The 26,313-nt window shown below is 59.7% G+C and carries 22 protein-coding genes; 12 read left to right on the top strand and 10 right to left on the bottom strand.

Annotation, left to right across the window (positions count from 1 at the left end; all coding sequences use genetic code 11):
• Nucleotides 1–10 precede the first annotated feature (10 nt).
• A complete protein-coding gene (locus tag ABIB48_RS05370; protein WP_354212351.1) occupies nt 11–1,453 on the top strand; it encodes a dihydrolipoamide acetyltransferase family protein in 1,443 nt (480 codons plus the stop codon).
• Between the two features lie 136 nt (nt 1,454–1,589).
• Here the strand turns inward: ABIB48_RS05370 and ABIB48_RS05365 are convergent, their stop codons facing one another.
• The 4 genes from ABIB48_RS05365 to ABIB48_RS05350 all read right to left on the bottom strand — a co-directional run bounded on the left by ABIB48_RS05365 (nt 1,590) and on the right by ABIB48_RS05350 (nt 5,504).
• Nucleotides 1,590–2,900, bottom strand: coding sequence for an aminotransferase-like domain-containing protein (locus tag ABIB48_RS05365; RefSeq protein WP_354212350.1), 1,311 nt, complete (start codon nt 2,898–2,900; stop codon nt 1,590–1,592).
• A 59-nt stretch (nt 2,901–2,959) separates the two neighbouring features.
• Complete coding sequence (locus tag ABIB48_RS05360; RefSeq protein WP_315913852.1) at nt 2,960–3,592, bottom strand: hypothetical protein; 633 nt, start codon at nt 3,590–3,592, stop codon at nt 2,960–2,962.
• A gap of 261 nt (nt 3,593–3,853) precedes the next feature.
• Nucleotides 3,854–4,966, bottom strand: coding sequence for an alanine dehydrogenase (ald, locus tag ABIB48_RS05355; protein ID WP_315913853.1), 1,113 nt, complete (start codon nt 4,964–4,966; stop codon nt 3,854–3,856).
• Nucleotides 4,967–5,018: 52 nt separating this feature from the next.
• Entirely contained in the window at nt 5,019–5,504 is a 486-nt protein-coding gene (locus ABIB48_RS05350; protein WP_315913854.1) for a helix-turn-helix domain-containing protein, read from the bottom strand.
• 36 nt (nt 5,505–5,540) lie between these two features.
• Between ABIB48_RS05350 and ABIB48_RS05345 the strand changes: the two genes are divergently transcribed.
• From ABIB48_RS05345 to ABIB48_RS05335, 3 genes are all read left to right on the top strand, one after another.
• Complete coding sequence (locus tag ABIB48_RS05345; RefSeq protein ID WP_354212349.1) at nt 5,541–6,647, top strand: Gfo/Idh/MocA family protein; 1,107 nt, start codon at nt 5,541–5,543, stop codon at nt 6,645–6,647.
• Between the two features lie 153 nt (nt 6,648–6,800).
• Nucleotides 6,801–8,045, top strand: coding sequence for an MFS transporter (locus tag ABIB48_RS05340; RefSeq protein WP_354212391.1), 1,245 nt, complete (start codon nt 6,801–6,803; stop codon nt 8,043–8,045).
• Between the two features lie 121 nt (nt 8,046–8,166).
• Nucleotides 8,167–8,862 (top strand): biliverdin-producing heme oxygenase, encoded by a 696-nt coding sequence (locus tag ABIB48_RS05335; RefSeq protein WP_315913856.1) that lies wholly within the window; start codon nt 8,167–8,169, stop codon nt 8,860–8,862.
• 101 nt (nt 8,863–8,963) lie between these two features.
• On the opposite strand, the gene ABIB48_RS05330 is transcribed toward ABIB48_RS05335, so the two are convergent.
• The 4 genes from ABIB48_RS05330 to ABIB48_RS05315 all read right to left on the bottom strand — a co-directional run bounded on the left by ABIB48_RS05330 (nt 8,964) and on the right by ABIB48_RS05315 (nt 13,767).
• Nucleotides 8,964–10,424 (bottom strand): DUF2079 domain-containing protein, encoded by a 1,461-nt coding sequence (locus ABIB48_RS05330; RefSeq protein WP_315913857.1) that lies wholly within the window; start codon nt 10,422–10,424, stop codon nt 8,964–8,966.
• A gap of 114 nt (nt 10,425–10,538) precedes the next feature.
• Nucleotides 10,539–11,369 carry a heme ABC transporter ATP-binding protein gene (locus tag ABIB48_RS05325; protein ID WP_354212348.1) on the bottom strand — a complete coding sequence of 277 codons (831 nt, stop codon included), beginning with the start codon at nt 11,367–11,369 and terminating at the stop codon, nt 10,539–10,541.
• The gene (locus ABIB48_RS05320; RefSeq protein WP_354212347.1) at nt 11,366–12,550 is read right to left on the bottom strand and encodes a FecCD family ABC transporter permease; all 1,185 of its coding nucleotides are present in this window, start codon (nt 12,548–12,550) and stop codon (nt 11,366–11,368) included. The genes ABIB48_RS05325 and ABIB48_RS05320 overlap by 4 nt, the downstream gene beginning before the upstream one ends.
• Entirely contained in the window at nt 12,547–13,767 is a 1,221-nt protein-coding gene (locus ABIB48_RS05315; protein ID WP_354212346.1) for an ABC transporter substrate-binding protein, read from the bottom strand. Before ABIB48_RS05315 ends, ABIB48_RS05320 begins: the two co-directional genes overlap by 4 nt.
• 267 nt (nt 13,768–14,034) lie before the next feature.
• Here ABIB48_RS05315 and ABIB48_RS05310 point away from each other — a divergent pair, with 267 nt between their 5' ends.
• Nucleotides 14,035–14,796 (top strand): neocarzinostatin apoprotein domain-containing protein, encoded by a 762-nt coding sequence (locus ABIB48_RS05310; RefSeq protein ID WP_110105265.1) that lies wholly within the window; start codon nt 14,035–14,037, stop codon nt 14,794–14,796.
• A 47-nt stretch (nt 14,797–14,843) separates the two neighbouring features.
• Nucleotides 14,844–18,809, top strand: coding sequence for an HtaA domain-containing protein (locus ABIB48_RS05305; protein ID WP_354212345.1), 3,966 nt, complete (start codon nt 14,844–14,846; stop codon nt 18,807–18,809).
• 101 nt (nt 18,810–18,910) lie between these two features.
• On the opposite strand, the gene ABIB48_RS05300 is transcribed toward ABIB48_RS05305, so the two are convergent.
• Entirely contained in the window at nt 18,911–20,794 is a 1,884-nt protein-coding gene (locus tag ABIB48_RS05300) for an HNH endonuclease signature motif containing protein (RefSeq protein WP_354212344.1), read from the bottom strand.
• A 98-nt stretch (nt 20,795–20,892) separates the two neighbouring features.
• On the opposite strand from ABIB48_RS05300, the gene ABIB48_RS05295 reads away from it, so the two are divergent.
• Entirely contained in the window at nt 20,893–21,393 is a 501-nt protein-coding gene (locus tag ABIB48_RS05295) for a DUF456 domain-containing protein (protein WP_354212343.1), read from the top strand.
• Between the two features lie 33 nt (nt 21,394–21,426).
• On the opposite strand, the gene ABIB48_RS05290 is transcribed toward ABIB48_RS05295, so the two are convergent.
• A complete protein-coding gene (locus tag ABIB48_RS05290) occupies nt 21,427–21,885 on the bottom strand; it encodes a hypothetical protein (RefSeq protein WP_110105261.1) in 459 nt (152 codons plus the stop codon).
• Between the two features lie 60 nt (nt 21,886–21,945).
• Here ABIB48_RS05290 and ABIB48_RS05285 point away from each other — a divergent pair, with 60 nt between their 5' ends.
• The 5 genes from ABIB48_RS05285 to ABIB48_RS05265 all read left to right on the top strand — a co-directional run bounded on the left by ABIB48_RS05285 (nt 21,946) and on the right by ABIB48_RS05265 (nt 26,284).
• Nucleotides 21,946–22,566 (top strand): GNAT family N-acetyltransferase, encoded by a 621-nt coding sequence (locus ABIB48_RS05285; RefSeq protein WP_354212342.1) that lies wholly within the window; start codon nt 21,946–21,948, stop codon nt 22,564–22,566.
• Nucleotides 22,553–23,044 carry an acyl-CoA thioesterase gene (locus ABIB48_RS05280; protein WP_245932072.1) on the top strand — a complete coding sequence of 164 codons (492 nt, stop codon included), beginning with the start codon at nt 22,553–22,555 and terminating at the stop codon, nt 23,042–23,044. Before ABIB48_RS05285 ends, ABIB48_RS05280 begins: the two co-directional genes overlap by 14 nt.
• A gap of 261 nt (nt 23,045–23,305) precedes the next feature.
• Nucleotides 23,306–23,782: a hypothetical protein gene (locus ABIB48_RS05275; protein WP_354212341.1), complete on the top strand. Its 477-nt coding sequence runs from the start codon at nt 23,306–23,308 to the stop codon at nt 23,780–23,782.
• A 401-nt stretch (nt 23,783–24,183) separates the two neighbouring features.
• Nucleotides 24,184–25,632 (top strand): purine-cytosine permease family protein, encoded by a 1,449-nt coding sequence (locus tag ABIB48_RS05270; RefSeq protein WP_315913865.1) that lies wholly within the window; start codon nt 24,184–24,186, stop codon nt 25,630–25,632.
• Nucleotides 25,619–26,284, top strand: a complete 666-nt coding sequence (locus ABIB48_RS05265; protein ID WP_315913866.1) for a cyclase family protein — start codon at nt 25,619–25,621, stop codon at nt 26,282–26,284. Before ABIB48_RS05270 ends, ABIB48_RS05265 begins: the two co-directional genes overlap by 14 nt.
• Nucleotides 26,285–26,313 lie beyond the last annotated feature (29 nt).

The following is a 26,313-nucleotide window of genomic DNA, read 5'->3' as shown; positions in this document are numbered from 1 at the left end:
AAGGCCTCCCATGTCTACCCAGAATTTCTTTAAGCTGCCCGATGTTGGCGAGGGCCTTTTGGAGGCCGAAATTGTCTCCTGGAAGGTCAAGGCCGGCGATGTTGTGGCCGTCAATGACGTGATTGTGGAGATTGAAACAGCCAAGTCGCTTGTTGAACTGCCTTCGCCCTACGCGGGAGTAGTTGCGGCGCTGATGGTTGCTGAAGGTGACACGGTTGACGTGGGAACACCCATCATCGCCATTGGCTCTGAGGCGCCAGCCGGTGATTCCAAGGGTTTTTCAGCCGAGGCTCAGGGTCCGGCCCCCGCCGCCTCCGAGGTGCCGAACGAATCAGAGCAGATAAAGCCGCTGGTAGGTTCTGGACCCAAGGCTGACGCCGTCAAGCGCCGTGCGCGGAAAACTCCAGCCCCTTCCACTGCAGCCCCTTCCACCCCGAATGGGGACCCATCTTCGGCTCCGGTCTCGGCTCAGGCAGAGCCGCAGTTCCCGGCGGCAAACACTGCGCTCTCGGCGCAAGCAAAATCCAATCGCGTGTTGGCAAAACCGCCGGTGCGTAAGGCTGCCAAGGATCTGGGTATCGATCTAAGTCTGGTCTCCGCCTCCGGAGTGCGCGGCGAAGTGACCAAGAAGGATCTGCTCAGCTACCAAGATCAGCGCGCGGCTGGAGAAGGCCAGGGCGCATCAGCTCCGGGCCAGTCAGCCCAGTTCTGGTCAGCCTCAACTCCCGCCACCGGCAAGGTGGAAAACCCGCGCCAAGATGACCCTCGCATTGAGCGCATCAAGGTCAAGGGTGTCCGCAAGGCGACCGCCAAGGCCATGGTGGAGAGCGCGTTCTCGGCCCCGCATGTCAGCATCTTTGTTGATGTGGACGCCTCACGGACCATGGAATTTGTGAAGCGGCTCAAGGCGTCACGCGATTTCGAGGGCATTAGAGTTTCCCCCTTGCTGATTCTGGCCAAGGCCGTCATCTGGGCCGCCGCACGCAACCCCTCCGTCAACGCCACGTGGGCAGGCGATGAAATTATCATCAAGCACTTCATGAACCTAGGCATTGCGGCAGCCACGCCGCGCGGGCTTATGGTGCCAAACATCAAGGACGCACAGGACCTTTCCTTAAAGGAACTGGCCATTGCGTTGAATGGATTGGCCACAACCGCGCGGTCAGGCAAGACGGCACCGGCGGACATGGCCGGCGGCACGCTGACGGTCACTAACATCGGCGCACTGGGCATTGACACGGGCACGCCCATCATCAACCCGGGCGAGGTGGCAATCGTGGCCTTTGGTACCATCAAGCAAAAGCCGTGGGTGGTGGATGGTGAGGTTGTGCCGCGCTGGATCACCACGCTGGGCGGATCCTTCGACCACCGCGTGGTGGACGGCGACCTCTCAGCCCGATTCATGGCTGACGTTGCCGCCATCATGGAAGAGCCGGCACTCCTGCTGGACTGAACCGGTCAGAAAATCCGCGCCTTGTGAAAAATGCCGCCGTTTGACGTAAATGCCATGGTTCAAACTAGGGCATTTACGTCAAACGGCGGCATTTCTGTGTAGCTACCGTACATGGCGGGTGTGGGCAGGGCCTCCACTACACTCCGGCGATCGCCTCGGCCAGAACCGGAGCCAGCCGCTTCACTCCTTCACGCAACGTTTCCGGTGGCACAGCGCTGAATGCCAAGCGTAGTTTGTTGCTGGGGCCTTGCTGGGGAGAGAATGCTGCGCCAGGAACAAACACCACACCGGCATCGATCCCCTTGTGCAGCAGAGGGTATGTGTCGATCCCTTCCGGCAGCGTGAGCCAGACGAAGAACCCGCCTTCGGGACGGGTCCAGGAGACACCTTCTGGCATGAATTCCGTCAGCGCCTCCAGCAATGCCGCACAACGCTCTTGGTAGAGCGCACGGTATGTGCTGACCTGGTCCTGCCAGTCGTAGTTGCTCAGGTAGTCGCTGACCAGCATTTGATTGAAGGTGGGCGGGCATAGGGTCACGGCCTCGCTGGCCAGGTAGAAGCGCTGCTTCAAATGTGCCGGGACCAGGGCCCAGCCAATGCGCAGCCCCGGTGCAAAAATCTTGGAGAACGAGCCCAAATACAGCACGTCTTCAGCGTTGGCCGCACGCAGGGGCTCCGGCAGGGCGCCGTCGAACTTCAAGAGCCCGTAGGGATTATCTTCCAGTACCAAGATATTTGCTTTACGGCATATATCTACAATTTCCTGGCGCCGTTCCGGTGCCAGCATGACGCCGGAGGGGTTGTTGAAGTTCGGGATGGTGTAGAGCAGCTTGATGCGCTTGCCCTCGGCCTGTAACGCGGCAATGCGCTCCCGCAGCAGTGCAGGGACAATGCCGTGCTCATCGCCAATCACTGGCTGTACGTCAACTTCGTACGCCTCGAAAGTGTTCAGTGCGCCAACGTAGGTGGGATCCTCGATCAAGATGACATCGCCTGGATCGCAAAAAACCTTCGCCGCCACGTCCTGCGCGGATTGCGATCCGGCCGTGATGACCACGTTCTCCGGATCGGCATCGAGAATTCCCTCCGCTGCCATGACCTGGCAAATTTGGGTCCGCAGTTCCAAGGTGCCCTGCCCGCCGCCATATTGCAGGGCCTCCAGACCGTGCGTGGCAATGATGGCGGACGCCGAAGCGGCCAGCCGATCCAGCGGCAGTGACTGCAGGTAAGGGTTGCCTCCGGCCAAGGACACCAGGCCCGGCTGCATGGAAATTTCGAAAACATCCCGGACGGCTGATTGCTTGATGTTGGCAGCCCGGGCAGAGAGCAGGGCTTCATGCCTGTGCGCGCCCGGGGGCAGTGTGCTGGCAGAGGCTCGCGTCAGGGCGTCGACGGCTTCTTCGGACAGGGTTTCGGCGGCGTAGGCGTCGGAGGCTGAAGTGTTCACGTGCTCAGGATATAACCAATGTTGCTAAATAGGCATCAAAAGTTTTTCTTTAGTGCGCGCTACTTCAGGCTGAGTGCCGCGCTGAGCGGTTGCCCATTGAGTGTGATCGCCACAGGTGCTCCGGCGGCCTGCTTGGCAGTGAGTAGAAGTTGCGCTTCCACCCGCGGGATGTCACATTCCCCGCCCATCACCAAGGTGCCCGTGAGGTGGGCCGTAATGCTTGTCCCCGACCGCTCAACTGAGGACACCGCAACAGCAGATTGCCAGAGCGCATTGAGCAGACCTGATTGTCCGTAGCTCTTCGAATGGTTATCGAGAAGTGTTTGCAGCGCCGCCTGGACGGGGTCCGTATAAGTTACGGGCGCGCTTTTTACGGCAACCGCACTATCCCCGCAGCCCACCGCCGGTCCAGAGACGCCGGAATCGTGCTCGGCGATGAAGTACAGGCTCAAGGTTGCCGTGGTGGGCGCAGCGGTTGCTTGTGTCGAGGACGACGCCGGATCCTGGCTTGGTGCCCCAATCCCACCAGTGCTTGAGGTGCTCAGGCTTGAAGTGGGGGAGGAGGTGGCCGTTTTGCTGGCGGCTGTGTCGCTGGCCGCCGGGCTTGCTGAGCCGCCCCGGTTGCCTCCCGTGCATCCTCCCAATGCCAGGACGATTCCGGCCAAAAGTACCAGAGCTGATGATGTCCTCATGACGGCCTCCCGATGAGACGTAGGTGGATGCGATGCTTGCACACCGCTTCTGAGCTGCCGCGTTTCTGAGCCGCCACTTTTTTCTGGCAGCCACGCTTTTGGCAAGCAGTATCTCTACAAATCACGCTACGTCAGCCCACGGTGCGAATAAAGGAGCGCAAGGCAACAGGCGTTCAACTGCAACCACGTCGCAGGATGGTCACGAGCCCACGAGCCCACGAGCCCACGAGCCCACGAGCCCCTAACTGCGGCGATGAAGCCTCATACGAGCCCGCGCCAGTCAGTGCTCAGTGGCAGGCCATGTGCCGTGGAAACCGAATGGTGCGTGATGGAGCCGCCAGCCACGTTGAGCCCTGCCAGCAGGGCTGGATCGGCGTCAAGCGCGGCGGCCACGCCACGGTTTGCCAGGGCCACCACGTAGCGCAAGGTGACGTTGGTCAGTGCGTAGGTGGAAGTGTTGGGTACCGCGCCGGGCATATTTGCCACACAGTAAAACAGTGAATTGTGGACAGTGAAGGTGGGATTGTCGTGTGTGGTGGGCCGGGAATCTTCAAAGCAGCCGCCCTGATCAATGGCGATGTCTACTAAAACCGAGCCCGGCTTCATGCGGGACACCAATTCATTGCTGACAAGCTTGGGGGCCTTGGCGCCGGGAATCAGCACGGAGCCAATCACCAGATCTGCCTGCAGTAGTGATCGCTCGATCTCCAAGGTGTTAGAGGCCACGGTTTTGAGCCTGCCATGGTAATCGTCATCCAGTTCCTGCAACCGCGGGATGTTAATGTCCATGATGGTCACGTCGGCGCCGGCGCCAATGGCCATGGCCGCGGCCTGGGTGCCAGAGACCCCCGCTCCCAGGATGGCCACATTGGCTGGGCGAACACCCGGAACCCCTCCCAAGAGCATGCCCTTTCCGCCAAACGGGGCAGTCAGGTACTGGGCTCCTACCTGTACTGACAGGCGCCCTGCCACAGCTGACATGGGTGCCAACAGGGGAAGAAACCGTCCCACCTGAACGGTCTCGTACGCAATGGCCGTGACCCCCGAATCCATGAGTGCGCGCGTTAGTTCCGGCTCTGCAGCCAGGTGCAGATACGTAAACAGCACCAGCCCCTTGCGGAAGTAGCCGTATTCGCTGCTGACGGGTTCCTTGACTTTGACCACTATCTCAGAGCGAGCCCAGATCTCACCGGGATCCCCAAGGAGTTCCGCGCCAGCTAAGGCAAACTCGGCGTCACTGATACCTGAACCAGTTCCGGCCCCGTTCTGGACCAGCACGGTGTGCCCGTTACGGACCAGTTCATGAACCCCGGAAGTAGTGAGGGCCACGCGGAATTCGTTATTCTTTACTTCTTCTGGAACGCCAATGATCATGATGTACCGTCCTCACTAAATTATTGTCAAAAAATTGGCTGGTTTGGCGCCCTCAAAGAGGTGCGCTGAAGGGACGTGCGGCCGCGGCTGGCCGGTCAGGGTGAGCGCCGGTCAGGGCGAGCACCGGTCCGCGCGAGCCGGAAAGCGGGCTACTGGGGGGGCTCCCCGGCACTGAGACCTTTTGCCTGGCTAACCAGTCCGTAATATCTTGACGGCGGATGCGCCGGTGCGAGCCGCGGTATTCCACAGCAATCTCGCCTCGATCCGTAAGGTTACGCAGAAAGGTGTGGGAGATCCCGGCCAGTTCTGCGGCCTGAGACGTGGTGAGTAGCTCAGCAATGCTGGCTACATTCACGGCGTCCCCTTGCGAAAGCCGGCGCAGGAGGTCCAGCACGGCTTCCCGCGCACCAGTATCAAGACGGTGCGCGGTTCCGTCCACGAATACCGTCACATCATCACTGTCGGCGAGGGTCCGTGTCAGGGCAGCCTGTTCTTCGGGACGCAAAGGGGAACTGATTCGGGGCGCATGCAAGGTCATGGATCACATGGTAACCCGGACTGTAGGGTATGACCCATGGAACAAAGAATCCGCACGGCAGTCTTGGGATATGGATTGGCGGGAAGTGTTTTCCATGCCCCGTCAATCGCCGCGTTGGATACGTTTAGTTTGGACGTCATTGTCACCTCGGATCCGGCCCGCCAAGCCGCGGCACTAGCAGCCCATCCAAGTGCCCGGGTGCTCTCCCGCGAGGAGTGGGATAGCGCCACAGGGGATGGGGCCAACAGTCATGAAAACCTTGACCTGGTAGTGGTGGCCACCCCGCCAGCTACACACGTGAGGCTGGCAAGCCGGGCGTTGGCAGCAGGCTGCGCGGTAGTGGTGGACAAGCCTTTCACACCGAGCAGCGCTGAGGGCGAGGCGTTGATTGCCCTGGCCAAGGCGCGCGGACAAATTCTCACCACCTACCAAAATCGGCGCTGGGACGGGGAATACCTCACGCTGGTGAAACTACTCGCTGACGGTGCCCTCGGTTCGGTCCACCGTTTCGAATCCCGTCTGGAACGGTGGCAGCCAGTCATCACCAAGGCCTGGAAGGCGCAGGCAACAGTGGATGCAGGTGGCGGGATCCTTTTCGATCTGGGCACCCATCTCATTGATCAGGCGTTGGAACTTTTCGGCCCCGTGACGCGGGTCCATGGGGAATTGGCCGCCAGGCGCCCGGCAGAAATGGCCGACGACGATGCTTTCGTTGCGTTGGAACATGCCAACGGGGTGATTTCTCACCTCTGGATGAATCTGACAGCCGCGCATAAAGGCCCGAGGCTGCGTGTGCTGGGCTCGGAAGGTGCCTATGTGAAGCAGGATGGCGATATCCAAGAAGCGCAGCTCCAGGCAGGGATCCGCCTGGGTGATGCAAGCTACGGTGTTGAGTCCCCGGAGCAGTGGGGAAATGTGTGGCGGGCGGGGGAGGCCGCACCGGTCCCCACCGAACGGGGAGATTTTTCAGTTTTCTATGAACTGCTGGCGGACGCTATTTCCCAGGGCGGCCCAGTGCCGGTGGATCCGGCCGATTCCGTGGAAGGATTAAAAATCATTGAATTAATTCGAGCCAGCGCAGGGCGATCTTTACCCGGCAGCGCAACTTCCGGCAGCGCTACTTCCGCCAGTGCCGATTCCTAAAGGGTCACTTCCGCGGAGTCAGCGTCAAAGTCGACGCGGCAAGTAGCTCGGCACGTAGGCTGGGGCCATGCAATTCAGGATGGTACGGATCAGTTGGACTGAGCGGGAGGCACGGGCGTGACTTTCAAAGATGCAGATGCAGATGCAGGAGCCATGCCCACCGCCCAAAGTGTGGCGTTGGCTGAACCCACAATCAATGTCAGGCACCGCTGGACAGCGTCTATTGTGCTAGTCAACGTGGGTATTAACGCCGCCTTCTTTGGCCCCATACAAGTTCTGCTGGGGCAGCAGGCCATGACCTTTAACGCCGATGAGAAAGAGGGCATTCTAGCGTTGGTGACAGGTGCAGGTGCCGCTGTCTCCCTTGTTGCCAACCCACTTTTTGGCACGTTCAGTGACAGGACAACCTCACGCTTTGGCCGGCGCGTCCCCTGGGTTTTCATCGGCGCCTTACTGGGCACCATTGGCCTGGTGGGATTGGCGGGTGCGCCCAGTGTTGCGGCCATGACGCTCCTGTGGTGCCTGGTGCAATTGGGCTGCAACGGGGCGCTTGCCGCCACCACGGCGGCCATCCCGGACCAGGTTCCGGTGCGCCAGCGCGGCAGCATTGGCGGGTTGGCGTCCATGGGCACCGTGGTGGGCATCCTGGTGGGGGCGGCCATTGGTGCCGTAGTGTCCGGAAACTTCGCACTCGGTTTCATTATCTGCGCCATTGGCCTGGTGGTGGGCATGGTGCCGTACTTGTTTTTCGCCAATGACCCAGTATTGGATGCGAGGGAGAAGTCGCCCTTTCGCTGGGTGAGTTTCATCGCCGGCTTTTGGATCTCACCACGCCGTTACCCGGACTTTGCGTGGGCGTGGATCACCCGCTTCCTGGTCAACGTGGGCAACCACCTGGTCACCTTATACTTGCTGTTCTTTCTCACTGACGCCGTGCATCACAAGGATCCCGCGTTCGGCGTCCTGGTCCTGACGGGCATCTACGCCGTTTTGACGCTCATCACGGCCGTCATTGGCGGGCGGTGGACTGACAAGGTGGGCAGGCGCAAACCATTTGTTATTGCCTCATCGGCAATCATTGCCCTCGCCGCCCTGATTCTTGCCTTTTTCCCAACCTGGACCGGAGCCATTGTGGGCGCTGCGGTTCTGGGTATTGGCTACGGGGTGTACCTGGCCGTGGACTTCGCGCTCCTGACCCAGGTCCTGCCATCTTCCGCCGGCCGGGGTAAGGATATGGGGGTCATCAATGTGGCTAATTCCCTGCCGCAGGTCATTGCGCCCATCATTGCGTGGCCACTGGTTACCCTGTTCGGTGGCTATGTGACCCTGTATGTGGCGGCCGCCGTGATTGGGCTGCTTGGCGCCGTGTTCGTCGTCAAAATCAAGGGGGTTGACTAAGGGAGGGCCGAGGGCTGCGGCCCTCTGAGCAATTTGAGTGACACTGTGTCGTTAAGATCTTGACAGACTGTCACTATCTTTGATTAGCTAAGGCTTACTTAATCTAATTATGGAGTTTGCCATGTCTGCACCCGCAGTTGAATCCGCTCTACCCGAGACTGCTGCTGAGCTCTCGCAGGAACTTAAAACTCACACCGCGGCAGCCCACGCGGCGGCAGAGGATTCCAGCTTCGTGGCCGAGCTGATGGGTGGGACTTTAGATGCTGCCGCCCTGATCAGCCTGCTGGATCAGAGCCTGATCATTTACCGCGCCCTGGAAGCTGCCTTGGCTTCCCATGTAAACCACCCCCAGCTGGGTGCTTTCATCGATCCGAAGCTGGCCCGGGTTGGAGCACTGGAACGCGATATGGCCTACCACCACGGCGCCGACTGGGAGGCGCAGCTTGCTGACGGGCGCATCACCATTGTGCCCGCCACCCGCACCTACGCCGATGAACTCTCAACTCTGGGCCGCGAATCAATCGAGTTCCTGCTGGCCCACCACTACGTGCGCTACATGGGCGACCTCTCCGGCGGGCTCATCATCCAGCGCATGGTCCAGCGCCACTACGGCATTGCCGATGAGGGCCTGAACTTCTACGCCTTCGATCAGATCGCCAAACCCAAGCCGTACAAGGACGCTTACCGCACCCTCCTGGACACCACCGATTTCACCCGGGAACAAAAGGATTCCATCCTAGCTCACGCCTCGAATTCCTTCGAACTCAACCGGGCAGTATTTGTGGACTTGGACGCTGCCCGCACGGCCGCTGCCTAGTCACACCCTCAACAAGTCACGCGCTTAACAAGCCACACGCTTAACCCAAAGAACGACGGCGGCACTCCCGTGCCGCCGTCGTTCTTCCTCCCGAAGGGGTACTACTCCTTGCGGGCAACTTGGTAGTGAGCGTCCGCATAAACAGTGACAAAGCGGGTACCGGGGAAGCGCTGTTCCGCCTCCTGGGCGATGGCGGTGGCAGCCAGGCCGGGGCGGCCGGAAACGTCGAAGAAAACGTAGTCCGGGACCGGATTCTTGTTGCCAATCCAATACACTTCGGTGCGGTCCACCAAATAGCTCATGAGAGAAATATCGGTTTCCACCGTGACACCATCCGGCACGGCGGCCAAGGCGCTTTGTGAGGAAGCTGCCGTGGTGAGCGGGAAGTTTTTGGCCGGGTCGGCCAACTTTTCAAAGGCGTACTGGCTGCTCAGAACCACGGCAATGACCATGATGGTGGTGCCCAGCAGCAACCGTAGCCGCGTGCCGGAGAGGACTTTTCGCCGGGACAGCGCATCAATGGCGGCAATGAAAACCACTGGCATCAGGACGGCGCTGTATTGCCATTCCTGCCCCCAGTACACGGGGAGTTCCGAGAGGAAGCGCCAGGCCAGAGTGGGCAGGACAATCAGTGTTAGTGGTGAAAACAAGCAGAGGCCGGCGGTGATGGCTGCCAGGAGCAGCACTGTGGTGACCTTGTCCGGCTGGAAGAGGGATGCGGGGTCTTTTAAGAGGCCTGCGATGTTGAGCTGGCTCTGGTAGGCCCATTCGGATCCGGGGTTCATCGAGGGCAGAATGACTTTGGTGGTCAGCACGAACCAGCCCACACCCCAGGCTGAGAGCCAGAGGCCGGCGGCGGTTCGGGCTCGCCACGCCATGACCAGGCCAATGACAAACACCGTCAGCCCCAGGTCCTCCTTGACGAAGACAAGCAACGAGGCCCATATCCAGGCGGAACGCCACTTTTCCTCCAAGAGTGCAACCAGGGATAGGGCCAGCAGCGGGACAGCAAAAGCAATCTCATGGAACTGTGAGTCCACGGCAGATTGCAGCCCCCAACTCAAGGCGTAACCAACCCCCAGGCATGCGCCGGTGATCCTGCCCAGCCGTTTGATGGCCAAATGGGCAACAACCACCACGGAAATAGCCAGCAGCATGTTCTGCACCACCAGCAAGGTGTAAGCGCTGGGGAAAAGCTTGTAAAACGGGGCCAGCAACACCAGTATAGGGTGGAAGTGATCGCCGAGCAGGTTGTAGCCATCGCCCTTCAGGCTCACAATGGGCGGGCGGAAGTTTGCGTAGTCCTTGGCTAATTGGGTGAAGATACCCAGATCCCAGGACCGGACGGTGAAGCTTTGCCACTGCAGCCAGGAAAACATGGAATACACCACGAAGGCCATGGCGCCTACCAGTCCAGACAGGGACAGGGCTGAGGCAGCCACCTCCCGCAGTCCGGCCGAGATGCGGGGTCTCGTACCGGGCGGAACGGCCGCCGCGTCCTGCCCATCCCGGGCGTCCTGGCGACTAGTCGCCTCGGGGCTGATTTTTTGCACTGTGCTCACCGTGAAAGTCTAGGCTGGGAGCCTGCTAACCCGGGCATTGTGAAATGCCTGGCTGCGGCCGCGGGCACTGCAGAGTAAGGGCGTGCCCAAGGTCTGGGGCTTGTTAGCTGCGCTTTACCTGCGCGGCAAAATGATTGTGCGGCCTGTGACGGGATGGGCCATGACATCGATTCCGTGTTGGTAAACGCGGCTGAGGATCTCCTCCGTCAACACCTCTTCGGGTGTGCCAAGGGCGGCCAGCTGGCCCTTCTCTAGAACCGCAACCTTATCGGCATAGCCAGCTGCCAGATTCAGATCATGGAGCACAACCACCACGGCGCGGCCGGCGGCGGCACGAGCGCGGGCCACTTGGAGCACCAATTCCTGGTGCCGCAGATCCAAGGCTGCGGTGGGCTCATCGAGCATCAATACAGCGGTGTCTTGGGCCAGTATCCGCGATAACGCCACGCGAGCCTTCTCGCCACCCGAGAGGTGGGAGAAACGCCGTTGGGCAAAGTTACTGATATCAGTGGCGGCCATGGCGGCGGTGATGAGTTCGTCGTCGTGCAGGGAAGCTGCCGTGTTGGACCAAGGGGCGCGGCCCATCTGGACCACTTCAAGCACATTGAAGGGGAAGCTGAGCTGGATCTGCTGCAAGAGCACGGCCCGTCGCAGCGCCAACTCCTGTGCACGCCATTGGTGCAGTGGGCGGCCGGAGAGTTCAATCTGGCCGCTTTCTAGCTCTAGATCGCCGGCCAAGGCGGCTAGCAGCGTGGACTTTCCGGCGCCGTTGGGCCCCGTCAGGGCCAGTACCTCCCCGGCCATGACGGATAAGTCAACACTGTTGAGCACCCTCTTGCCACCCAGCTCTACGGAGACGCCGGTGGCCACTATTGCTACCTCGCCGGGGATCAAAGGGTCCGGAATCTCTGTGGGCGGGGCGCGGAAAACATCCAACATGCTCATGCCCAGCCTCCTTGTTCGTTGCGGGTCCGGCGCAGGAGCCAGAAGAAGAAGGGGCCGCCAATGAGTGCCGTCAACATGCCCAGGGGAAGGTCTGAATACGTGACGAGGGTGCGGGCTCCAAGATCGGCCAGCAACACTAGGAGTGCGCCGCCCAAGGCGCTGGCGGGCAGGAGTAGTTTGTGGCCCGGGCCTGCGATGATGCGGATCAAGTGCGGCACCACGAGTCCCACGAAGCTGACAATCCCAGTGAAGGCCACCCCTGCCCCCACTAGCAGGGCTACCGTGATAATCATTCTCATGCGAAGCCGTTCCACATTGACACCCAAATGCCTGGCCGAGCGTTCTCCCAGTGCCAGCAAGTCCAGTTTTCCGGCCGCAGAAAAGGCCATGACCAAGCCGGCAACTAACAGTGGCAGCACGGAGAGAACACTGATCCAACTGGTTCCGTTGAGGCTGCCCAACTGCCAGAAGATGAGCTGGTCACGGGCGTTGGGATCGGCAACATAGGTATAGAAGGCGATCATTGCGAACGTGAAGGCGTTCACCGCAATACCCGTCAAGACAAGCGTCACCACTTCAGTGCGGCCCTTGCTGCGCGAGAGGCTGTACACCAGCAAAGTGGTGATGAGCCCGCCCATGAACGCGAAGATGGCCACCACCCAATTCCCGTGCGTGGCCAGACCTGTCACTATGGCGGTGCTGGCCCCCACAGCTGCGCCGGAGGACACACCCACCACAGCAGGTTCCGCCAGCGGGTTGCCAAAGACTCCCTGCATGACGGTGCCCGAGCACGCCAGTGCGGCGCCAACAATCATGGCCAAGGCGACGCGGGGAAAACGGACCGACCAGAGGGTTTCATAGCCTCGAGGATGTTCCGGAAGCGGTGCTCCGCCGAAGGGGGCACTCAGCCCGGTGCCGAAGTAGTCCAGCCAGCCCTGCAGCCAGTTATTGATGCCGTGAAGAATGCTGCCAATGACTTCCGCGGGGGCAATGTGCAGTTGTCCCGTGCCGGCGGCGATGATGGCGGTAATGGCCAGTGCCGCCGAAAGGACACCCAGGATGAGGCGGTCCTTCGCTCTACCTCTAGATTTCTTTGGGGCTTTGCGGGGCTTGGGTGGTTTGCTAATTTCTAGCTGTGCGGCGGCGGACTCCGTGGTGTTGGTGGACGTTTTTGTGCTCATTTGGAGTTTCCATGGATGGCTAGAGAGAGTGCCTTGATGATTTGGCCTGAGCGGGGCCCGAAGCTGAGCAGCGTGCCATCGGCCACATCAATCACACGCTTGTTGGCTCCGGCAGGCGTCTGGGCAATGCCTTGAATCTTGAATAGGCCTTCTGCTCCACCCACGCTTTCGAGGCCTCCGGACATAAGGAGCAGCACGTCAGGGGCGGCCTTGATCAAAGCTTCGGAGGTGAGAGGAGTAAAAGGCATCTTCAAGCCAATGTCTGTTCCGACGTCGGCAGCACCAGCAGCCTTGATCATGTCATCGGCGCCGGATCCGGGGCCCGCCATGAGGTAGACGCCAGCGGTGCCGCGTACATACAGGAAAGCGATGCGCGCCGGGGTAGCGTCGCGGGGAACCATGCTCAGTGCGGCAACCATGTCCGCGCCAACCAGCTTGTTGAGCTCAACGCCGGCGTCAGGAATACCCAGGGCCCCGGCAACGGCGGTGATCTGGTGACTGACCCCGTTCATGGTGCGGGACGGGTCAAAAAATATTACCGGGATGCCTACTGCCCGCAATTGTTCTTGTACTTCCAGCGGGCCGATGGTGGTGTCAGTGAAGATGACGCTGGGGTTCAGTGCGGTAATAGATTCGGCATTGAGATCATGGCCTGTGGGGGTGACAATCGTGGCATTTTTCGCCTGTGGGAAGTCTGCTGCACGGTCCCGGCCAATGACGTTGGCTCCCAAGCCCAACCCATAAACAATTTCAGTCAACGTGCCGTGCAAATCAATGGTGACGATTCGGCTCACATCTGTAACTGACACTTGCACCCCGTCGCAAGAAAGCACGGTGGTGGGGAGTGCGGGGGTGGGGGTGGCGGCCACTATGGGCAGGGTGATCCCCGATGTATCAACTGTTGTGGGGCCCGCCTGAGTGGAACTGGTAGAGGTTGTGCTGCCGGCTGAGGCGCCCGGGCTTGTGCTTACTGCCTGCCATTCGGTGGGGAGCGGTAGCTTGCCGGCTGTGCCGTCCGTGCATGCGGACACAGGAGCCGCGGTTGTGGAGGTGGCCGCGCTGGGGGAGTTTGCCGGGCCCTTAGTGCCGGGTTCTGCGGGAGCGCATCCACTGACAAGCCAGGAAAGCAACACCACTGACGCGAGGGTTGCAAAAGAGTGTTTCCGGGCGCTTGATCGGCGTTCGGGCGCAGCAAAGGGCTGAAAAGCAAAAGTCATTAGTTCCCCAGAGAGAGGCGGCGACGGTGCAAAAGTCGGTCCGCAGCAAGCCGTAAACCGTCCTTTTTCTTAACTAAGCCTACCCTAGGTTAGGTTATGTTTAGGTCAATCTAATCTTGCGTAATGTGCGTGCCTGAAAAGTTGCTACATGCTTCGCCGGGAATCCAAAGAATCAACGCGATATTGCGTCATCACAGCATGCGCACGGACAGTTCGTTCTGTGCGCATGGCGGGCTGCTTCCGGGCAGGCCCCCAACAAGGAGGATCATGAGGGGAATCACCAGCCGCGATGTGGCACAGGTGCCACAAAGGGGTGCTCAGACGCGCCTCACCCGCATTCTGGGTGTTTTAGTGCTGTCAGGCGGCTTGGCTCTGGCGTCAGGTGCTGGTGCGTTTGCAGCATCGAGCAGTGGGCCCAGCGGCCAGTCGCTGACTGTGGACAGGTCAACAGGGTTGGCCGAGGCAGGAGACTCCGTGCAGGTCAGCGGTGCCGGTTTCGATCTGAGCAAGGGCATTTACGTGGGTGTCTGCGTCAATAATGGTCCCGGCGTTGTAGCCTCGCCATGCCTCGGCGGTGTAGATATGACCGGTGGGAGCGGCAGCTCATTGTGGATTTCCTCCAACCCTCCGGCCTATGGTCAGGGACTTGCGCAGCCGTTCTCCCAGAGCGGAGGCAAGGGCTCATTCTCTGTCTCGTTGGCTGTGAGTGCGGCCGATGCGTTGACGAGTTGTCAAGATCCGGCCACTGCGCCCAATGGTTGCGTCATTGCCACTCGCGCAGATCACACCCGTAGTGCAGACCGCAGCGCTGATGTCATGGTTCCCATTAGTTTCGGGGCCGCAGCCGCGGAAAAGGGCGCCGGTACAGTCGCCGACGCCGCCGGGCAGAGCGGCGAGAAGAAGGCAGCCAAGGGTGGCCTGGCAAAAACGGGTGCCACAACAGGCATTTACATTGCTGGCGGCGCAGTGCTGCTGGCGCTGGGCGGCGGCGCCGTTGTCATGACCACCCGGCGTCGAGGTGGGAAATGAACCAGCCCAATTCCACAAGAAATTCTCCCCGATCACAGAGGAAGACCATGACATCGCAACAACGAGGCCTCTGGTGGCGGCGGCCTTTGGCCGTCCTTGCCGCACTCGCCATGACAGGAGGCGCCGTGGTGGTGAGCGCCCCGGCAGCTTCTGCCGCACCGGCCACCCCTGAAGTGAGTGCTGGCAGTCTCGATTGGGGAGTTAAGGAATCATTCCGCAACTACCTCAAGATGTCTTTTGCCGGGGGAACAACAACACTAGGCGGCGGGGCTAGCGAAAACGCTGATGGTACCTACAATTTTCCGGCCGCGGCTGTTGACCCTGCCGCGCAACTTGTCAGCTTTGGCGGGTCAGTAAGTTATTCTGCCCATGAGGGGCAGCTCGCCGTCGAGATTTCGGACATTCGTTTAGACCTGGCGCGTGGCTTTCTGGTAGCTGATGTGGTGAGCAAGTCGCGCGTGGGCACCGCAATGGTGACTTACGACGACGTGGACCTCACCACCCTGGGCGCTGGTGCGAGCGTGGCGGACGGTGAAGCCAGTGGGACTGCTTTGCCTGCGAAATTGACCGCCGGTGGAGTTCCTGCGTTTGCATCCTTTTACGGTGAGGGTGATCCTTTTGACCCCGTAAGTTTTGCGGTTTCCTATGTTGCTCCCGTTGAGGTGCCGGTGGTGACCGCGTCGCCGGCTGCGCAGGCAGTGGAGAGTGGCGCTCCGGTGACATTCACGGCCGCCGCCACCGGGCATGATGCGCTGCAGTGGCAGGTTCTTGCCGCTGGCTCCGCGGACTGGGCTGATATTGCTGGGGCTTCAAGCCCCACACTGACCATTACTGCCTCGGCGCTCGAGAATGGCAACCAATACCGTGCCGCGTTCACCAACGCAGGCGGTGTTGTCTACAGCGGGGCTGCGGCTCTGACAGTGACCGAAGCGGAGGAGCCTGTTCCTGTGTTTACGCCTGAGTTGAAGGTGTTTGCTGCTGATGGTGTGACGGTTTTGAGTGGTCCTGTTGCTGAGGGTGCGAAGGTTGTTGTTAAGGGATCTGGTTTTGATCCGCAGGCCAATATTGCGCCTGCTGGTTCGCGTCCGCCGATTGCTGCTGGGAATCCGGCGGGTGTGTATGTGGTGTTTGGTAAGTTCGCTGATAAGTGGCGGCCGTCTGAGGGGGCTCCTTCTTCTGCTCGTGTGGTGGGGGATCAGTTGTGGGCTTTGAGTCAGGCTGCGCTTGATGCAGTTCCAGCGGCGTACAAGAAGGTTGTTAGTGATCAGTGGGTTGAGATTTCCCCTGAGGGTAATTTCACTGCGACGCTGACGGTGGCGAAGAAGACTGACAAGAACGGTGAAGTTCAGTGGCCTGAGGCTGGCAATTTTGGTGCTTACACCTACCCTGCGGGTGGGACGAGCAAAGCTGCGCAGGAACTTTACGCACCAATCACCGTTGGCAAGCCTGTTCCTGTGTTTACGCCTGAGTTGAAGGTGTTTGCTGCTGATGGTGTGACGGTTTTGAGTGGTCCTGTTGCTGAGGGTGCGAAGGTTGTTGTTAAGGGATCTGGTTTTGATCCGCAGGCCAATATTGCGCCTGCTGGTTCGCGTCCGCCGATTGCTGCTGGGAATCCGGCGGGTGTGTATGTGGTGTTTGGTAAGTTCGCTGATAAGTGGCGGCCGTCTGAGGGGGCTCCTTCTTCTGCTCGTGTGGTGGGGGATCAGTTGTGGGCTTTGAGTCAGGCTGCGCTTGATGCAGTTCCAGCGGCGTACAAGAAGGTTGTTAGTGATCAGTGGGTTGAGATTTCCCCTGAGGGTAATTTCACTGCGACGCTGACGGTGGCGAAGAAGACTGACAAGAACGGTGAAGTTCAGTGGCCTGAGGCTGGAAATTTTGGTGCTTACACCTACCCTGCGGGTGGGACGAGCAATGCTGCGCAGGAACTTTACGCACCAATCACCGTTGGCAAGCCTGCAGAACCCGTTGCCAAGCCTGCTCTGAAAGTTGAGCCGGCAACGGGCCTCAAACATGCCAGCAAGGTCATGGTGTCCGGTTCTGGTTACACAAAAGACCGCTGGATTTATATTGCAGAAACCGCTCAGGGCCCCGGTGCTGACAGGGTGCCGGAGTCCTACGAGAACGCTGTTCGGCTGAAGGTGGATCCAGACGGAACCTTCGGTCCGGTGGAATTCTCGGTAACAACAGTATTCAAAAATGGTGGCTTTAATGCCATCGACAACACGCTCTACATTTCCACGTTTTCCTCACCGTTGGATATTGACAACATTGAGCACAACTACTCCGCGGACCGCAGTCAAGACGAATTCGTCAAGCTAGCCTGGGCCGATGCCTCAGCACCGAACGTCCCGGAGCCCGAAGTTCCTGCCAACGAACCGACTCTGACTCTCGATGCGGCCAGCGTTGAAGCGGGCAAAACCGTCAAACTCACAGGCGCTGACTTTGCCCCGGGCAGCACACTTGCCTTTGACCTCAATGGTGAAGAGATTGCGCCAGGGGCTCCCTCCGCAGCCGTCGGCGGACTGGAGTGGGGTGTTAAGGAATCATTCCGCAACTACTTGGGCAGCTCCATCGCACAGGGCACCATCGTCACGGATGGTGGCGCCACGGACAACCCGGACGGCACTTACCACTTCCCGGCAGTCAGCTTCGATGCTGCGAACAAGATTGCTAGCTTTGCCGGCTCGGTATCCATGGTGGGTCACGACGGTGCGCTTCAAGTCACCTTGAGTAATCTCCGCGTGGACGTCAAAGCTGCTAGTTTGCTGGCCGATGCAACTAGCAAGTCATTGGACGGCGAGCTGAATAAGTACTCTGACGTTGCCCTGGTTTCAATCGATACCACTGCAGTCACGGGCGGCAATGAGGGCGTTTCCGGTAAAAATCTGGCCACGGTCCTAACCAAGGCAGGGGTGCCGGCTTTCGCTGACTTCTACCCGGTGGGCACATCCTTTGATGGCTTGAGCTTCGAGGTGCGGAGCCTGGCTCCTGCAGAGCAGCTGCTGGTTGATGCCAACGGAGCTTTCTCACTCGAGTGGACTGTTCCCGCCCGGCAGAAGTCAGGCAAGTACACCGTCACTGCCACAGCAACTGCTCCTGAAGTACCCACATTGGCTCACGGGGTTGTTCAGACTGGTGGGGTGCAGAAAGCTTCGGCAGCCCTAGAGATTACAGCTGCTGCGATCACGCCGCCCACCACTGACAAGCCCACGGCACCGCCAGTGACTGACAAACCGACGCAGGCTCCAGAAGGAAGCCTAAATGCGGATGCGAAGTGCAGCAATGGCAAGGTTGTGGGCGGCACCCTGACGTGGGGAGTCAAGGAATCCTTCCGGAAGTACATCACCGGCAACATTGCCAAGGGTCAGATTACTTTCAACGGTTCTCCCGCAACGTGGGACCAGCTCTTCACCTTTACCAAGGGTGCCGGCAGCATTGATGCCGGCAAGCGAACGGGTGAGGTTGTCTTCGACGGCGTTGTCCGCTTCCAGGGCCACGATTACGGATCCGGCCCGGTCCTGTCCGTGACAATGCAGAAATTGACCTTGGTCATGGACGGCAACGTTGGCACGCTGCAGGCAGATGTGGTGAGCCGTTCCTTGGAATCGGCAACTGTTGGAGCAAAGCCCGGTGCCAACACCACCTACAACTCGGTGGTTTTGGCAACATTGGATCTGTCCGGCGCCGCACTGAACACTGCGGAGACCATGTACTCCGGAACCGCCGTCCAGACCACACTCGCAGCCAGCGGGGTTGCGCCGTTTGCTGATTTCTATGCAGCAGGGGAATCACTGGATGCCTTGAGCTTCAACCTTGGCTGCTCCGAAGGTGCTGTGTTGCCTGAGAACAATGCAGGCGCTTTAGCTGGTACTGGTACTGGTACTGGTGCTGGTGCGTTGGCGAAGACAGGCGCCATGGGCATGGATGCATCCGTCATTGGGGCCCTGCTGGTCCTGATGTTCGGTTCTGGCGTCATTGTAAGCAACCGTTTGGTGCGCCGCCGCCGCTACTAAAGGACGATGGTAATACCAACGTCTCAATAGAAACGTAGCTGTAAATAGCTAGGAAGGGGCGGCTTGTGCTGATGCACAAGCCGCCCCTTTGTTTAAGTTTGTCATTGATTGTGCTTCTTGACGTAGCTGACGAGGAGTTGCTCGAGTGGGCTGGCGTTGCTTTCGGTATTGGTCCCGGATGCTGCAGGGTGTGAGGTCCCGTGCTCAGTTTCTTGTGCAACAGCGGGAGGTGCGGATGGGTTCAGGAGCTTCTCGAGCCACGTGGGATAACAGGGACGTTGATGGTCCTTGCGCCGGGTGCGGTGCTTCCTGCCCGATGGTGCCACCCAGTCAACGCTCCCGCCACAGTCCACGGTGGGGGTCCAACCGCGCAGGCGAATGTTATGGCGATCGGGATCGTCAATGCTGCGGCAGATTCCGTGCCGGTTTTTATCGTCCTTGTAATGCCGAAGTGCGTGGTGACGTTTACAGGCGGGACGTAGGTTTTCCAGTAAGGTCTGCCCGCCGTTTCCGTAAGCCAACAGGTGGTCGGTTTCCGTATCCATGACGGGATTGGGACAACCCGGAAAGTAACAGCCGCCAACAAGCGCCCGCAGCACTGCCTTGTCCGCTTCGCGGAGCTGGTATCTTTCCGGATGCAACCCTAGAGGTTCACCTGTGGCCGGATCGGTCAGTACACGCAGGAAACTGCCCGCGTTGATTAGCAGCTTGCGGGCTATGTGCAGTGAAACCGGCCCGGAACAGGCCTCGGATCCTACTAATTCAGCGGGCTCATGGGTGATGCCCAAGGCCCCCAAGAAGGGCACAGTGATCAGGACCGTCGCTTCGGGTAGGGGTGGGTCAGCAACTGGCAGGTTGGCTTGGAGCGCTGCCAGCTGATCCAGATATTCCTGCGAAGCGTTTTCGTCGATTCCGTCCACCAATCCGTGTGCATACCCGCTGGGCCTTGCTTGCGAGCCTGGAGGGGTGCTGCTTGCCCCTGTGATGCTGGCGCTGTCCTCGGCGCCAAAACCAGGAAGCGGCGGCTGCCCGAGCAACAAAGCTGCGGCAACATCCACGCGCAGCTGCGTCAAGGTGCGGTTCTCGGTGTCCCGGGCCAGAGGGCTGTTTGCCAGATCCCCGCCCCGATCCCTGCCTAGATCCGCTCCTGCTCGCGGACGGTTCTTGAGAGCGCGGGCAGTCCGGGTGCACTTGACCCAGATTCCTTCCGCCGCCAGTGATGGAACGTGAAGTGTCAGCCAGGACATGCCATCCTTGCCCGGCGCCAAGGTCATGGAGCGTGCTGCGTGGGCGGCTTTGCTGCGCGTGCTGATGGTTGCCGGATGGAGTGACTCTCTGGTCCGTCTGGCTTTTGGCGCAAAACTGGCGGCGCTGGAACCTGGTGCCAGCTGAAGAAGGCGCTGTTCAAAGGCAGCCGTTTGAGCGGCCGTTATGCCGGGGGTCTCAAGGAGCGTTTCCACCTCATCCACAATGATCCACGCGTGCCTGGCGGAGAGGGCCCCGGCCTGCAGTTGCGCGAAGGCCAGGGGATGGTTATTGAACAATTCCGTGGAGTGGTGGGCCAAGGTAGCTGCCGTACGTTCGGGGATGCACAGGGTTAAGGCGAGCTCACTATGGGCGCTGGATTCGCAGATTCCCGCCTGCCACGGATCCAGAGACATTGACTGACCTTCCACGGCGGCTGCCCCCATGAGCTGGGCCACCAAAGCGGCCTTGCAGGCGGCCACCCCGTCTTCAAGGCATTTCATGGCACCTAGCGCGGCTACCGCAGAATCGTAGACAGTCCGGGCCACGCTCAGTCTTGAACGTGGTTCCTGCGAAGGAGACTGAAAAGGAGCCGGAACATAGGCGGGTAGACCCTCAAGGGCAGGACTGTCAGTGCCAAAGGGTTCAATGGAAGGAAGAGTAATTGCGCGAAGGGCTGAAGCCACATCCTGTGTGGCTTCAGGGCCCCGGTCTCCGGGGTCAATCTCCGGAATACTCATATATCCATTATAGAGAATACGTTATAATAATGCTATAGTTCCCCATAAATTTATTCTATAAAATAGTCAGTCACCACCGCGGCTGGGAGAGTTGCTCTATGGATGCGCAGATCGTTTGGACAGTGGTTTGTGGGCTCGCTATTGCTGTCGGTGCCGTTGGGATTATTGTTCCGGTGCTGCCCGGCAGCATGCTCATTGCGGTGAGTCTGCTGGTATGGGCGCTAGCGGTGGGTGGCCCGGTAAGCTGGATTGTTTTCGGTGTGGGCCTGGCCCTCGTGGCTTCGGGTATGGCCTCCAGCGCCGTGCTGACGGGCAGGGCAATGAAGAAGCGGTCCATTCCCGGCCGTTCGGTGGTCATTGGCCTGGTGCTCGGCGTTGTGGGCTTCTTTGTGGTTCCCGTGGTGGGGTTGCTGTTGGGCTTTGCGGCAGGGCTGTTCCTCTCGGAATTTGCCCGCCAGAAGGAGCTCAAGCCGGCAGTGTCCTCATCCGTGGCTGCGCTTAAAGCCACCGGGTTGGGGATCTTGGCCGAATTTGGCTTCGCCGTGCTGGCTGCCGGAACGTGGGCTGCGGGAGTGCTGATCTACTTCGTGAATCGGTAGAGCTTCTTCGGCGGCCACTAGCAAGCCATGCGCCTAGGGGACGTTGAGCACCACGTTGATGGAAGCCATGCGTCCGCCGCAGCGCTCATCACCTGAGATACGGGTCCAGTTAAGGGCGGTGGACTGAGCAGCCACAACGTTCCATGCTTTGTCATAAACGCGGAACGTGACAGCTTTGGGCGGATTTGTAGCAACTTTGAAGAGCCAGGACCCATCCTTTTGCTGCGTCAGCATGCCGGAATTTTTTGCCGAGCTCTTCGCGAAGGTGGGTGGCAGTGGGACGCATTCCGTTCCGGAACAGGCAGTCACGGCACCCGCGTCAACGTTGCCCGTCAGCGAGAGTGTGAGCTGGTTGTTCCAGGTGGGAGCGGGGCAGGGCCCGGAATCTCTGTCAAGAACTATGGCACCAATGATGAAGGCCATGCAAAAGGCGGCCACCAGGGGAACTAAGACAAGTTCCACACGGCGGCGGGTAAGCGGAACGGCAGGCATGGCCACATGCTACCGAACCACTCTGACTGTTTGCCGCGAATTCGGCACTAGTATCTGTACATGCAAGCTGACACCTCCAAGATCCCGGTAGCAACTCAGCCCAACTACCCTTTCGTGCGGGGTGATGTTCGGCTGCGACCCGTTACCTTGGGCGATATCCCTGCTGTGAATGGCTACAGATCAATGGCAGAGGTTGCCCGTTATCTCCCGCACCAGCCGCAGACACTGGCAGACACCGAGCTGACAATCTCCTCCATGGTGGCCCAACAGGGCCTGACTATCCCTGGGCAATGGTTGGACCTTGCTGTGGAGGAGGGGCCGTCGTCGGAGGTGGTGGGGGAGGTGTTGCTCAAATGGGATGCCGAGAACTGGCGCCGTGGTGAAATTGGGTTCGTGTTCAGCCCGGCAGCTCAGGGCCAGGGGATTGCCTTCGCTTCGTGTACTGCGGCCTTGGATATGGCATTCAACCACTTTGGTTGGCACCGGGTCGAAGGGATTTGTGATGAACGCAATGAAAAATCGTCCGCGCTAATGGCCCGGCTGGGGATGCGTTTGGAGGCCACCTTTGTAGAGTCGGATTGGAGCAAGGGTGAATGGGTCACCTTGGCGCACTATGCCATCTTGAACCGAGAATGGCAGGATCAAAAACAGAAAAGGAGCGCCACTCATGGCAGTGCCTGAGGGGATGCCCGACGCCGGAGTGCGGCTTACGCTCAATGTCCCCCTGCGCTGGGCAGACATGGATGCTTATGGGCACATTAACAATGTAGAGGTCCTGCGGATCTTGGAAGAGGCCCGTGTGCACGCCTTTGGCCAACCCGCTGGCACCGGGCTACCGGGAGTGGAGGTGGCCTTGCCAATATTTTCCGATCTTGCGCAGGACATCCAGGCGCTGGTGGTGGAGCACCGGGTGAAGTACTTGGCCCCGTTGAACTACCGCAATATTCCGGCGGTTGTTGAGGTGTGGGTCAGCGCCATCAAGGGCGCCAGCTTCACTGTTGCCTACGCCATTTTTGATCCAGTTACAAAGAGCAAATGTGTCATTGCTGAGACGGTCTTGGCGTTCTTCCATGAACCGAGTGGCACGGTGGTGCGGCTGGCAGAGTCCAAGAAAGCTCAGTTGGAGCCGCTCAAGGGAGTCAAAAACTTCAAATCCTGATCCTGGGAAAGTAAATCCCTCAACTGCATGCCAGGCGGAATCGGCCTCAAGTAGTGTCCCGAAGGACTTTCCTTGCAAGGACGGAGGTTCACAGTCTTCGTCATGGGGTTCGGCGCTGACGATTTTGGTGATGTCGAACGGATGGTGCACGTCAAACATCGTTTCTCAGTATGCCGAGCCGAGCACGATCAGGATGGCTGATGTTAGGGTTCAGTGAAGGGTGGAACGTCGCGGCCACCACCTGGGCAGGAGGCGATTGGTGTGACGGCGGACGAGGTAACGATCGGGTCCTACCCACGGGATGATGTCTTCAATTCTTGGGTGAAGGACGGTCGGGTCAGGGCAGGAACAGCAAAGATCAGCGTCCGCATCGCCGACGGTTCACTCAAGCGGGTCGGTGAGCTGGTCCTCGGGAGTCTTGAGGTCCTGCATCCTGCCGTCGAGGTCGGTGCTGAGATCATAATCGACCTACACGGGCAGTTCGACGGTCTGGTTTTCGAGCGGCAGGTCACTTTCTTCGCCACCGGCGACGAGGGTCACGACGTGTATATCTCCGCAGTTGGCCCTGGGGCACGCGCAGAGCCTAAGACAGGTCGCCTATTTAGTAAGACGCGCTACTCTGGATTCGAATTCGGGGTGCTGGCCATGGCGGTGACGACACAGCAGGGCACTCGGGTCACGAGTCGATCAGGTCCGCTGATCGAGCACGATCCCGGTGATGGCGTAGCCCCGAGCTGACAGCGCTCCAACGATCAAGTACACATCAGGCGTTCCCCTTGCAGCGCATCGACCCGGTGCAGACGTGTACTGAAATTGGTGGTGCCGGGTGCGGCAACATGGCTAAGGCAGCTCCTCCGTTGACGGCACTGTATTCCAAACTCTCCACTAGTGGAATGTGCCAGGAGTGGCCATGCCAACTCCCGGATCGGCAGGTGATGCACAGACCATCGCTGGTCGCGAGCATCAAGGCATCAAGAGTGTAAATCCACGCAGCATGGGCCGCCACACTCCAAATGAGGTGGATCAATCCCCTTGACAATGTGTCGGGCTTCACACAAGATGGGACAACAAAAGTTTTCTTTCAGACAACATTTGTTTACCAATTTCGTCCGCTAGTGAATGTTGAGGCGCCAGTGCCCATGAATACCGAAGTGAGTGCTCAGCGAAGAAGCGGGCTCTCCCCCTGGGGCCGGCTCTCCAAGCGGCTTAACGCCGATTCCGATGGCTACGGCCCCATCAAGGGCACCCTTGGCGCCCGGCGCATAGGCCTTATTTGGCTGGCGGCCAATCTTGTGGTCACCACCCTCCTGACCGGAACGCTATTTGTCCCCGGAGTCTCATGGCCCCTAGCCATCGGGCTGATCATTGCCGGGTCTCTAGTAGGCGGTGTGGTTCTGGTGCTCATCGGCAACATGGGGACCCGAACAGGGCTTCCCACCATGTCACTGACCAAGGGAGCCTTTGGCCTCCGGGGATCCTTCCTTGCAGTGGCCGCCAACGTGGTGATCCTGATGGGCTGGAGCTGGGTCCAGGCCATGCTGGCAGGGGTGACGGTCAATTTCCTGGTTGAGCAGGCCACCGGCTTCTCGAATCCAGTGCTCTTCTCCGTCCTGTGCCAGCTGTTTGTTGTTGGGTTGGCAATATTTGGTCACGCTGGTATTGCCAAGGTTGAGCCATGGCTTGCGCTGGTAATTCTCGCCATCATGGCCTACATCTTCATTGTTGCCTTTACCTCGCACCCGCCTGCTGATTTCGCCGCCATCAAGGTGGACACCACTTTGGGCTGGTCAGGCATCACCGTGCTTGACGTCGTCATTGCCACGGCCATCTCGTGGACGGTGCTATCCGCCGAATTCAACCGGCTGGCCAAGACACAGGCCGCGGGGGTAGTGGGTTCAGGCATTGGGTACGTTGTCTCCACAGTCCTGTCGATGAGCTTGGGGGCCACGGCCATCGGATACGTGGTGCTGTCGGGCGGTGATGCGCTTGGATTCGACCCGACGGTCATTGTTGCCGCCTTTGGCGCTCCGCTGGCGATCGTCATTTTCCTCTCCGTAATGGCAACTAACACCATGGTTGTCTACGGCATGGTCTCCTCGGTGGTGAATATGGCCCCCTCACGCAGGATCCGGTTCCTGCCCACTGCGCTGGTTCTGGGGGCCATCTCCGTACTAGGAGCAACATGGCTGGCACTCCTGGAACAATTCACCTCGTTCCTGACAGTTGTTGGCGCGTTGTTCCTGCCCGTGTTTGCCATCATGATCGTGGACTACTACATCGTGAACAAGGGCTACTACGGCTCGGACATCCTGCGTGGCCGCGGTGGGCGCTTTTGGTACCAGGGCGGGGTGAACATCGCCGCGATTGCCGTGTGGTTGGTGGGCGCCGGCACCTCAGTCATCTTGACCTATGTGGCGCCCAGTCCTATTGGTGCCACCATCCCCACTTTCGTCATTTCTTTTGCCCTTTACCTCGGGTGGGCGCTGCTCACCCGGAGCATCAGGACAGACAAACCGGTCTCACGCCACCTGACGGTGACAGAGCCCGAATCAAGCAACCCAGAAAGACAAGAAAATGCACATCGTTGACCTGAGCCAGCCCGTTTCCACCGGAATGCAGGTTTTCCCGGGGGATCCGGTTGTTTCATCGAATGAAGTGGCCACCAACGCCGCCGATGGATTCCAAGTCGCTGAACTCCATCTGGGCACTCACACCGGCACCCATGTTGATGCTCCCCTGCACACCGTCGACGGCGGCATAGCCGTTGACGAGCTAGATCTGGCGAGGCTGTACGGCCCCGCGCGGATCGTCCACGTGCCGGGGGCTGCCCCCCGCAGCATGATCGAGTTCAGTACGGTCGAAGCCCAGCTGAACAACCTCAAGCCAGGCACCATTGTACTTTTCCACACGGGCTGGTCCGCATACTTCAACACATCCGCTTACCTTGACCATCCCTACCTGGACCCGGACATTGCCGCGCACTTGCTGGCCCAAGGGGTTTCTGTCATCGGTGTGGACTCACTGAATCCAGATCCCACACCGGAGACGCAGACAGAGGCTCCGCTGCACTTGCCCGTGCACCAGCACATTCTAGGAGCAGGAGGTGCCATCATTGAGAACCTCACCAACTTGGCAGACATAACGTGGAAAGATCCACTGTTCTCTGCGCTGCCGCTGCGACTAATGGGCTTGGACGGTTCCCCAGTCCGGGCCGTGGCCATGCGTCCGTTCCCCGGATAGGGCCAAGGGAACAAGGCACAGGGGTAAAA

The organism is Arthrobacter sp. UYCu511 (assembly GCF_040547105.1).
Classification (GTDB): Bacteria; Actinomycetota; Actinomycetes; order Actinomycetales; family Micrococcaceae; genus Specibacter; species Specibacter psychrochitiniphilus.
Note: the sequence above shows the minus strand (reverse complement) of the source record. Positions and strands in the feature narration are given on the sequence as shown.

Coding starts and splice junctions, on each gene's coding strand:
- ABIB48_RS05370 (WP_354212351.1), top strand. CDS start 11: ATGTCTACCCAGAATTTCTTTAAGCTGCCCGATGTTGGCGAGGGCCTT.
- ABIB48_RS05360 (WP_315913852.1), bottom strand. CDS start 3,592: ATGAGGACATCATCAGCTCTGGTACTTTTGGCCGGAATCGTCCTGGCA.
- ald (WP_315913853.1), bottom strand. CDS start 4,966: ATGATCATTGGCGTTCCAGAAGAAGTAAAGAATAACGAATTCCGCGTG.
- ABIB48_RS05350 (WP_315913854.1), bottom strand. CDS start 5,504: ATGACCTTGCATGCGCCCCGAATCAGTTCCCCTTTGCGTCCCGAAGAA.
- ABIB48_RS05345 (WP_354212349.1), top strand. CDS start 5,541: ATGGAACAAAGAATCCGCACGGCAGTCTTGGGATATGGATTGGCGGGA.
- ABIB48_RS05340 (WP_354212391.1), top strand. CDS start 6,801: ATGCCCACCGCCCAAAGTGTGGCGTTGGCTGAACCCACAATCAATGTC.
- ABIB48_RS05335 (WP_315913856.1), top strand. CDS start 8,167: ATGTCTGCACCCGCAGTTGAATCCGCTCTACCCGAGACTGCTGCTGAG.
- ABIB48_RS05325 (WP_354212348.1), bottom strand. CDS start 11,369: ATGAGCATGTTGGATGTTTTCCGCGCCCCGCCCACAGAGATTCCGGAC.
- ABIB48_RS05320 (WP_354212347.1), bottom strand. CDS start 12,550: ATGAGCACAAAAACGTCCACCAACACCACGGAGTCCGCCGCCGCACAG.
- ABIB48_RS05315 (WP_354212346.1), bottom strand. CDS start 13,767: ATGACTTTTGCTTTTCAGCCCTTTGCTGCGCCCGAACGCCGATCAAGC.
- ABIB48_RS05310 (WP_110105265.1), top strand. CDS start 14,035: ATGAGGGGAATCACCAGCCGCGATGTGGCACAGGTGCCACAAAGGGGT.
- ABIB48_RS05305 (WP_354212345.1), top strand. CDS start 14,844: ATGACATCGCAACAACGAGGCCTCTGGTGGCGGCGGCCTTTGGCCGTC.
- ABIB48_RS05300 (WP_354212344.1), bottom strand. CDS start 20,794: ATGAGTATTCCGGAGATTGACCCCGGAGACCGGGGCCCTGAAGCCACA.
- ABIB48_RS05295 (WP_354212343.1), top strand. CDS start 20,893: ATGGATGCGCAGATCGTTTGGACAGTGGTTTGTGGGCTCGCTATTGCT.
- ABIB48_RS05290 (WP_110105261.1), bottom strand. CDS start 21,885: ATGCCTGCCGTTCCGCTTACCCGCCGCCGTGTGGAACTTGTCTTAGTT.
- ABIB48_RS05285 (WP_354212342.1), top strand. CDS start 21,946: ATGCAAGCTGACACCTCCAAGATCCCGGTAGCAACTCAGCCCAACTAC.
- ABIB48_RS05280 (WP_245932072.1), top strand. CDS start 22,553: ATGGCAGTGCCTGAGGGGATGCCCGACGCCGGAGTGCGGCTTACGCTC.
- ABIB48_RS05270 (WP_315913865.1), top strand. CDS start 24,184: ATGAATACCGAAGTGAGTGCTCAGCGAAGAAGCGGGCTCTCCCCCTGG.
- ABIB48_RS05265 (WP_315913866.1), top strand. CDS start 25,619: ATGCACATCGTTGACCTGAGCCAGCCCGTTTCCACCGGAATGCAGGTT.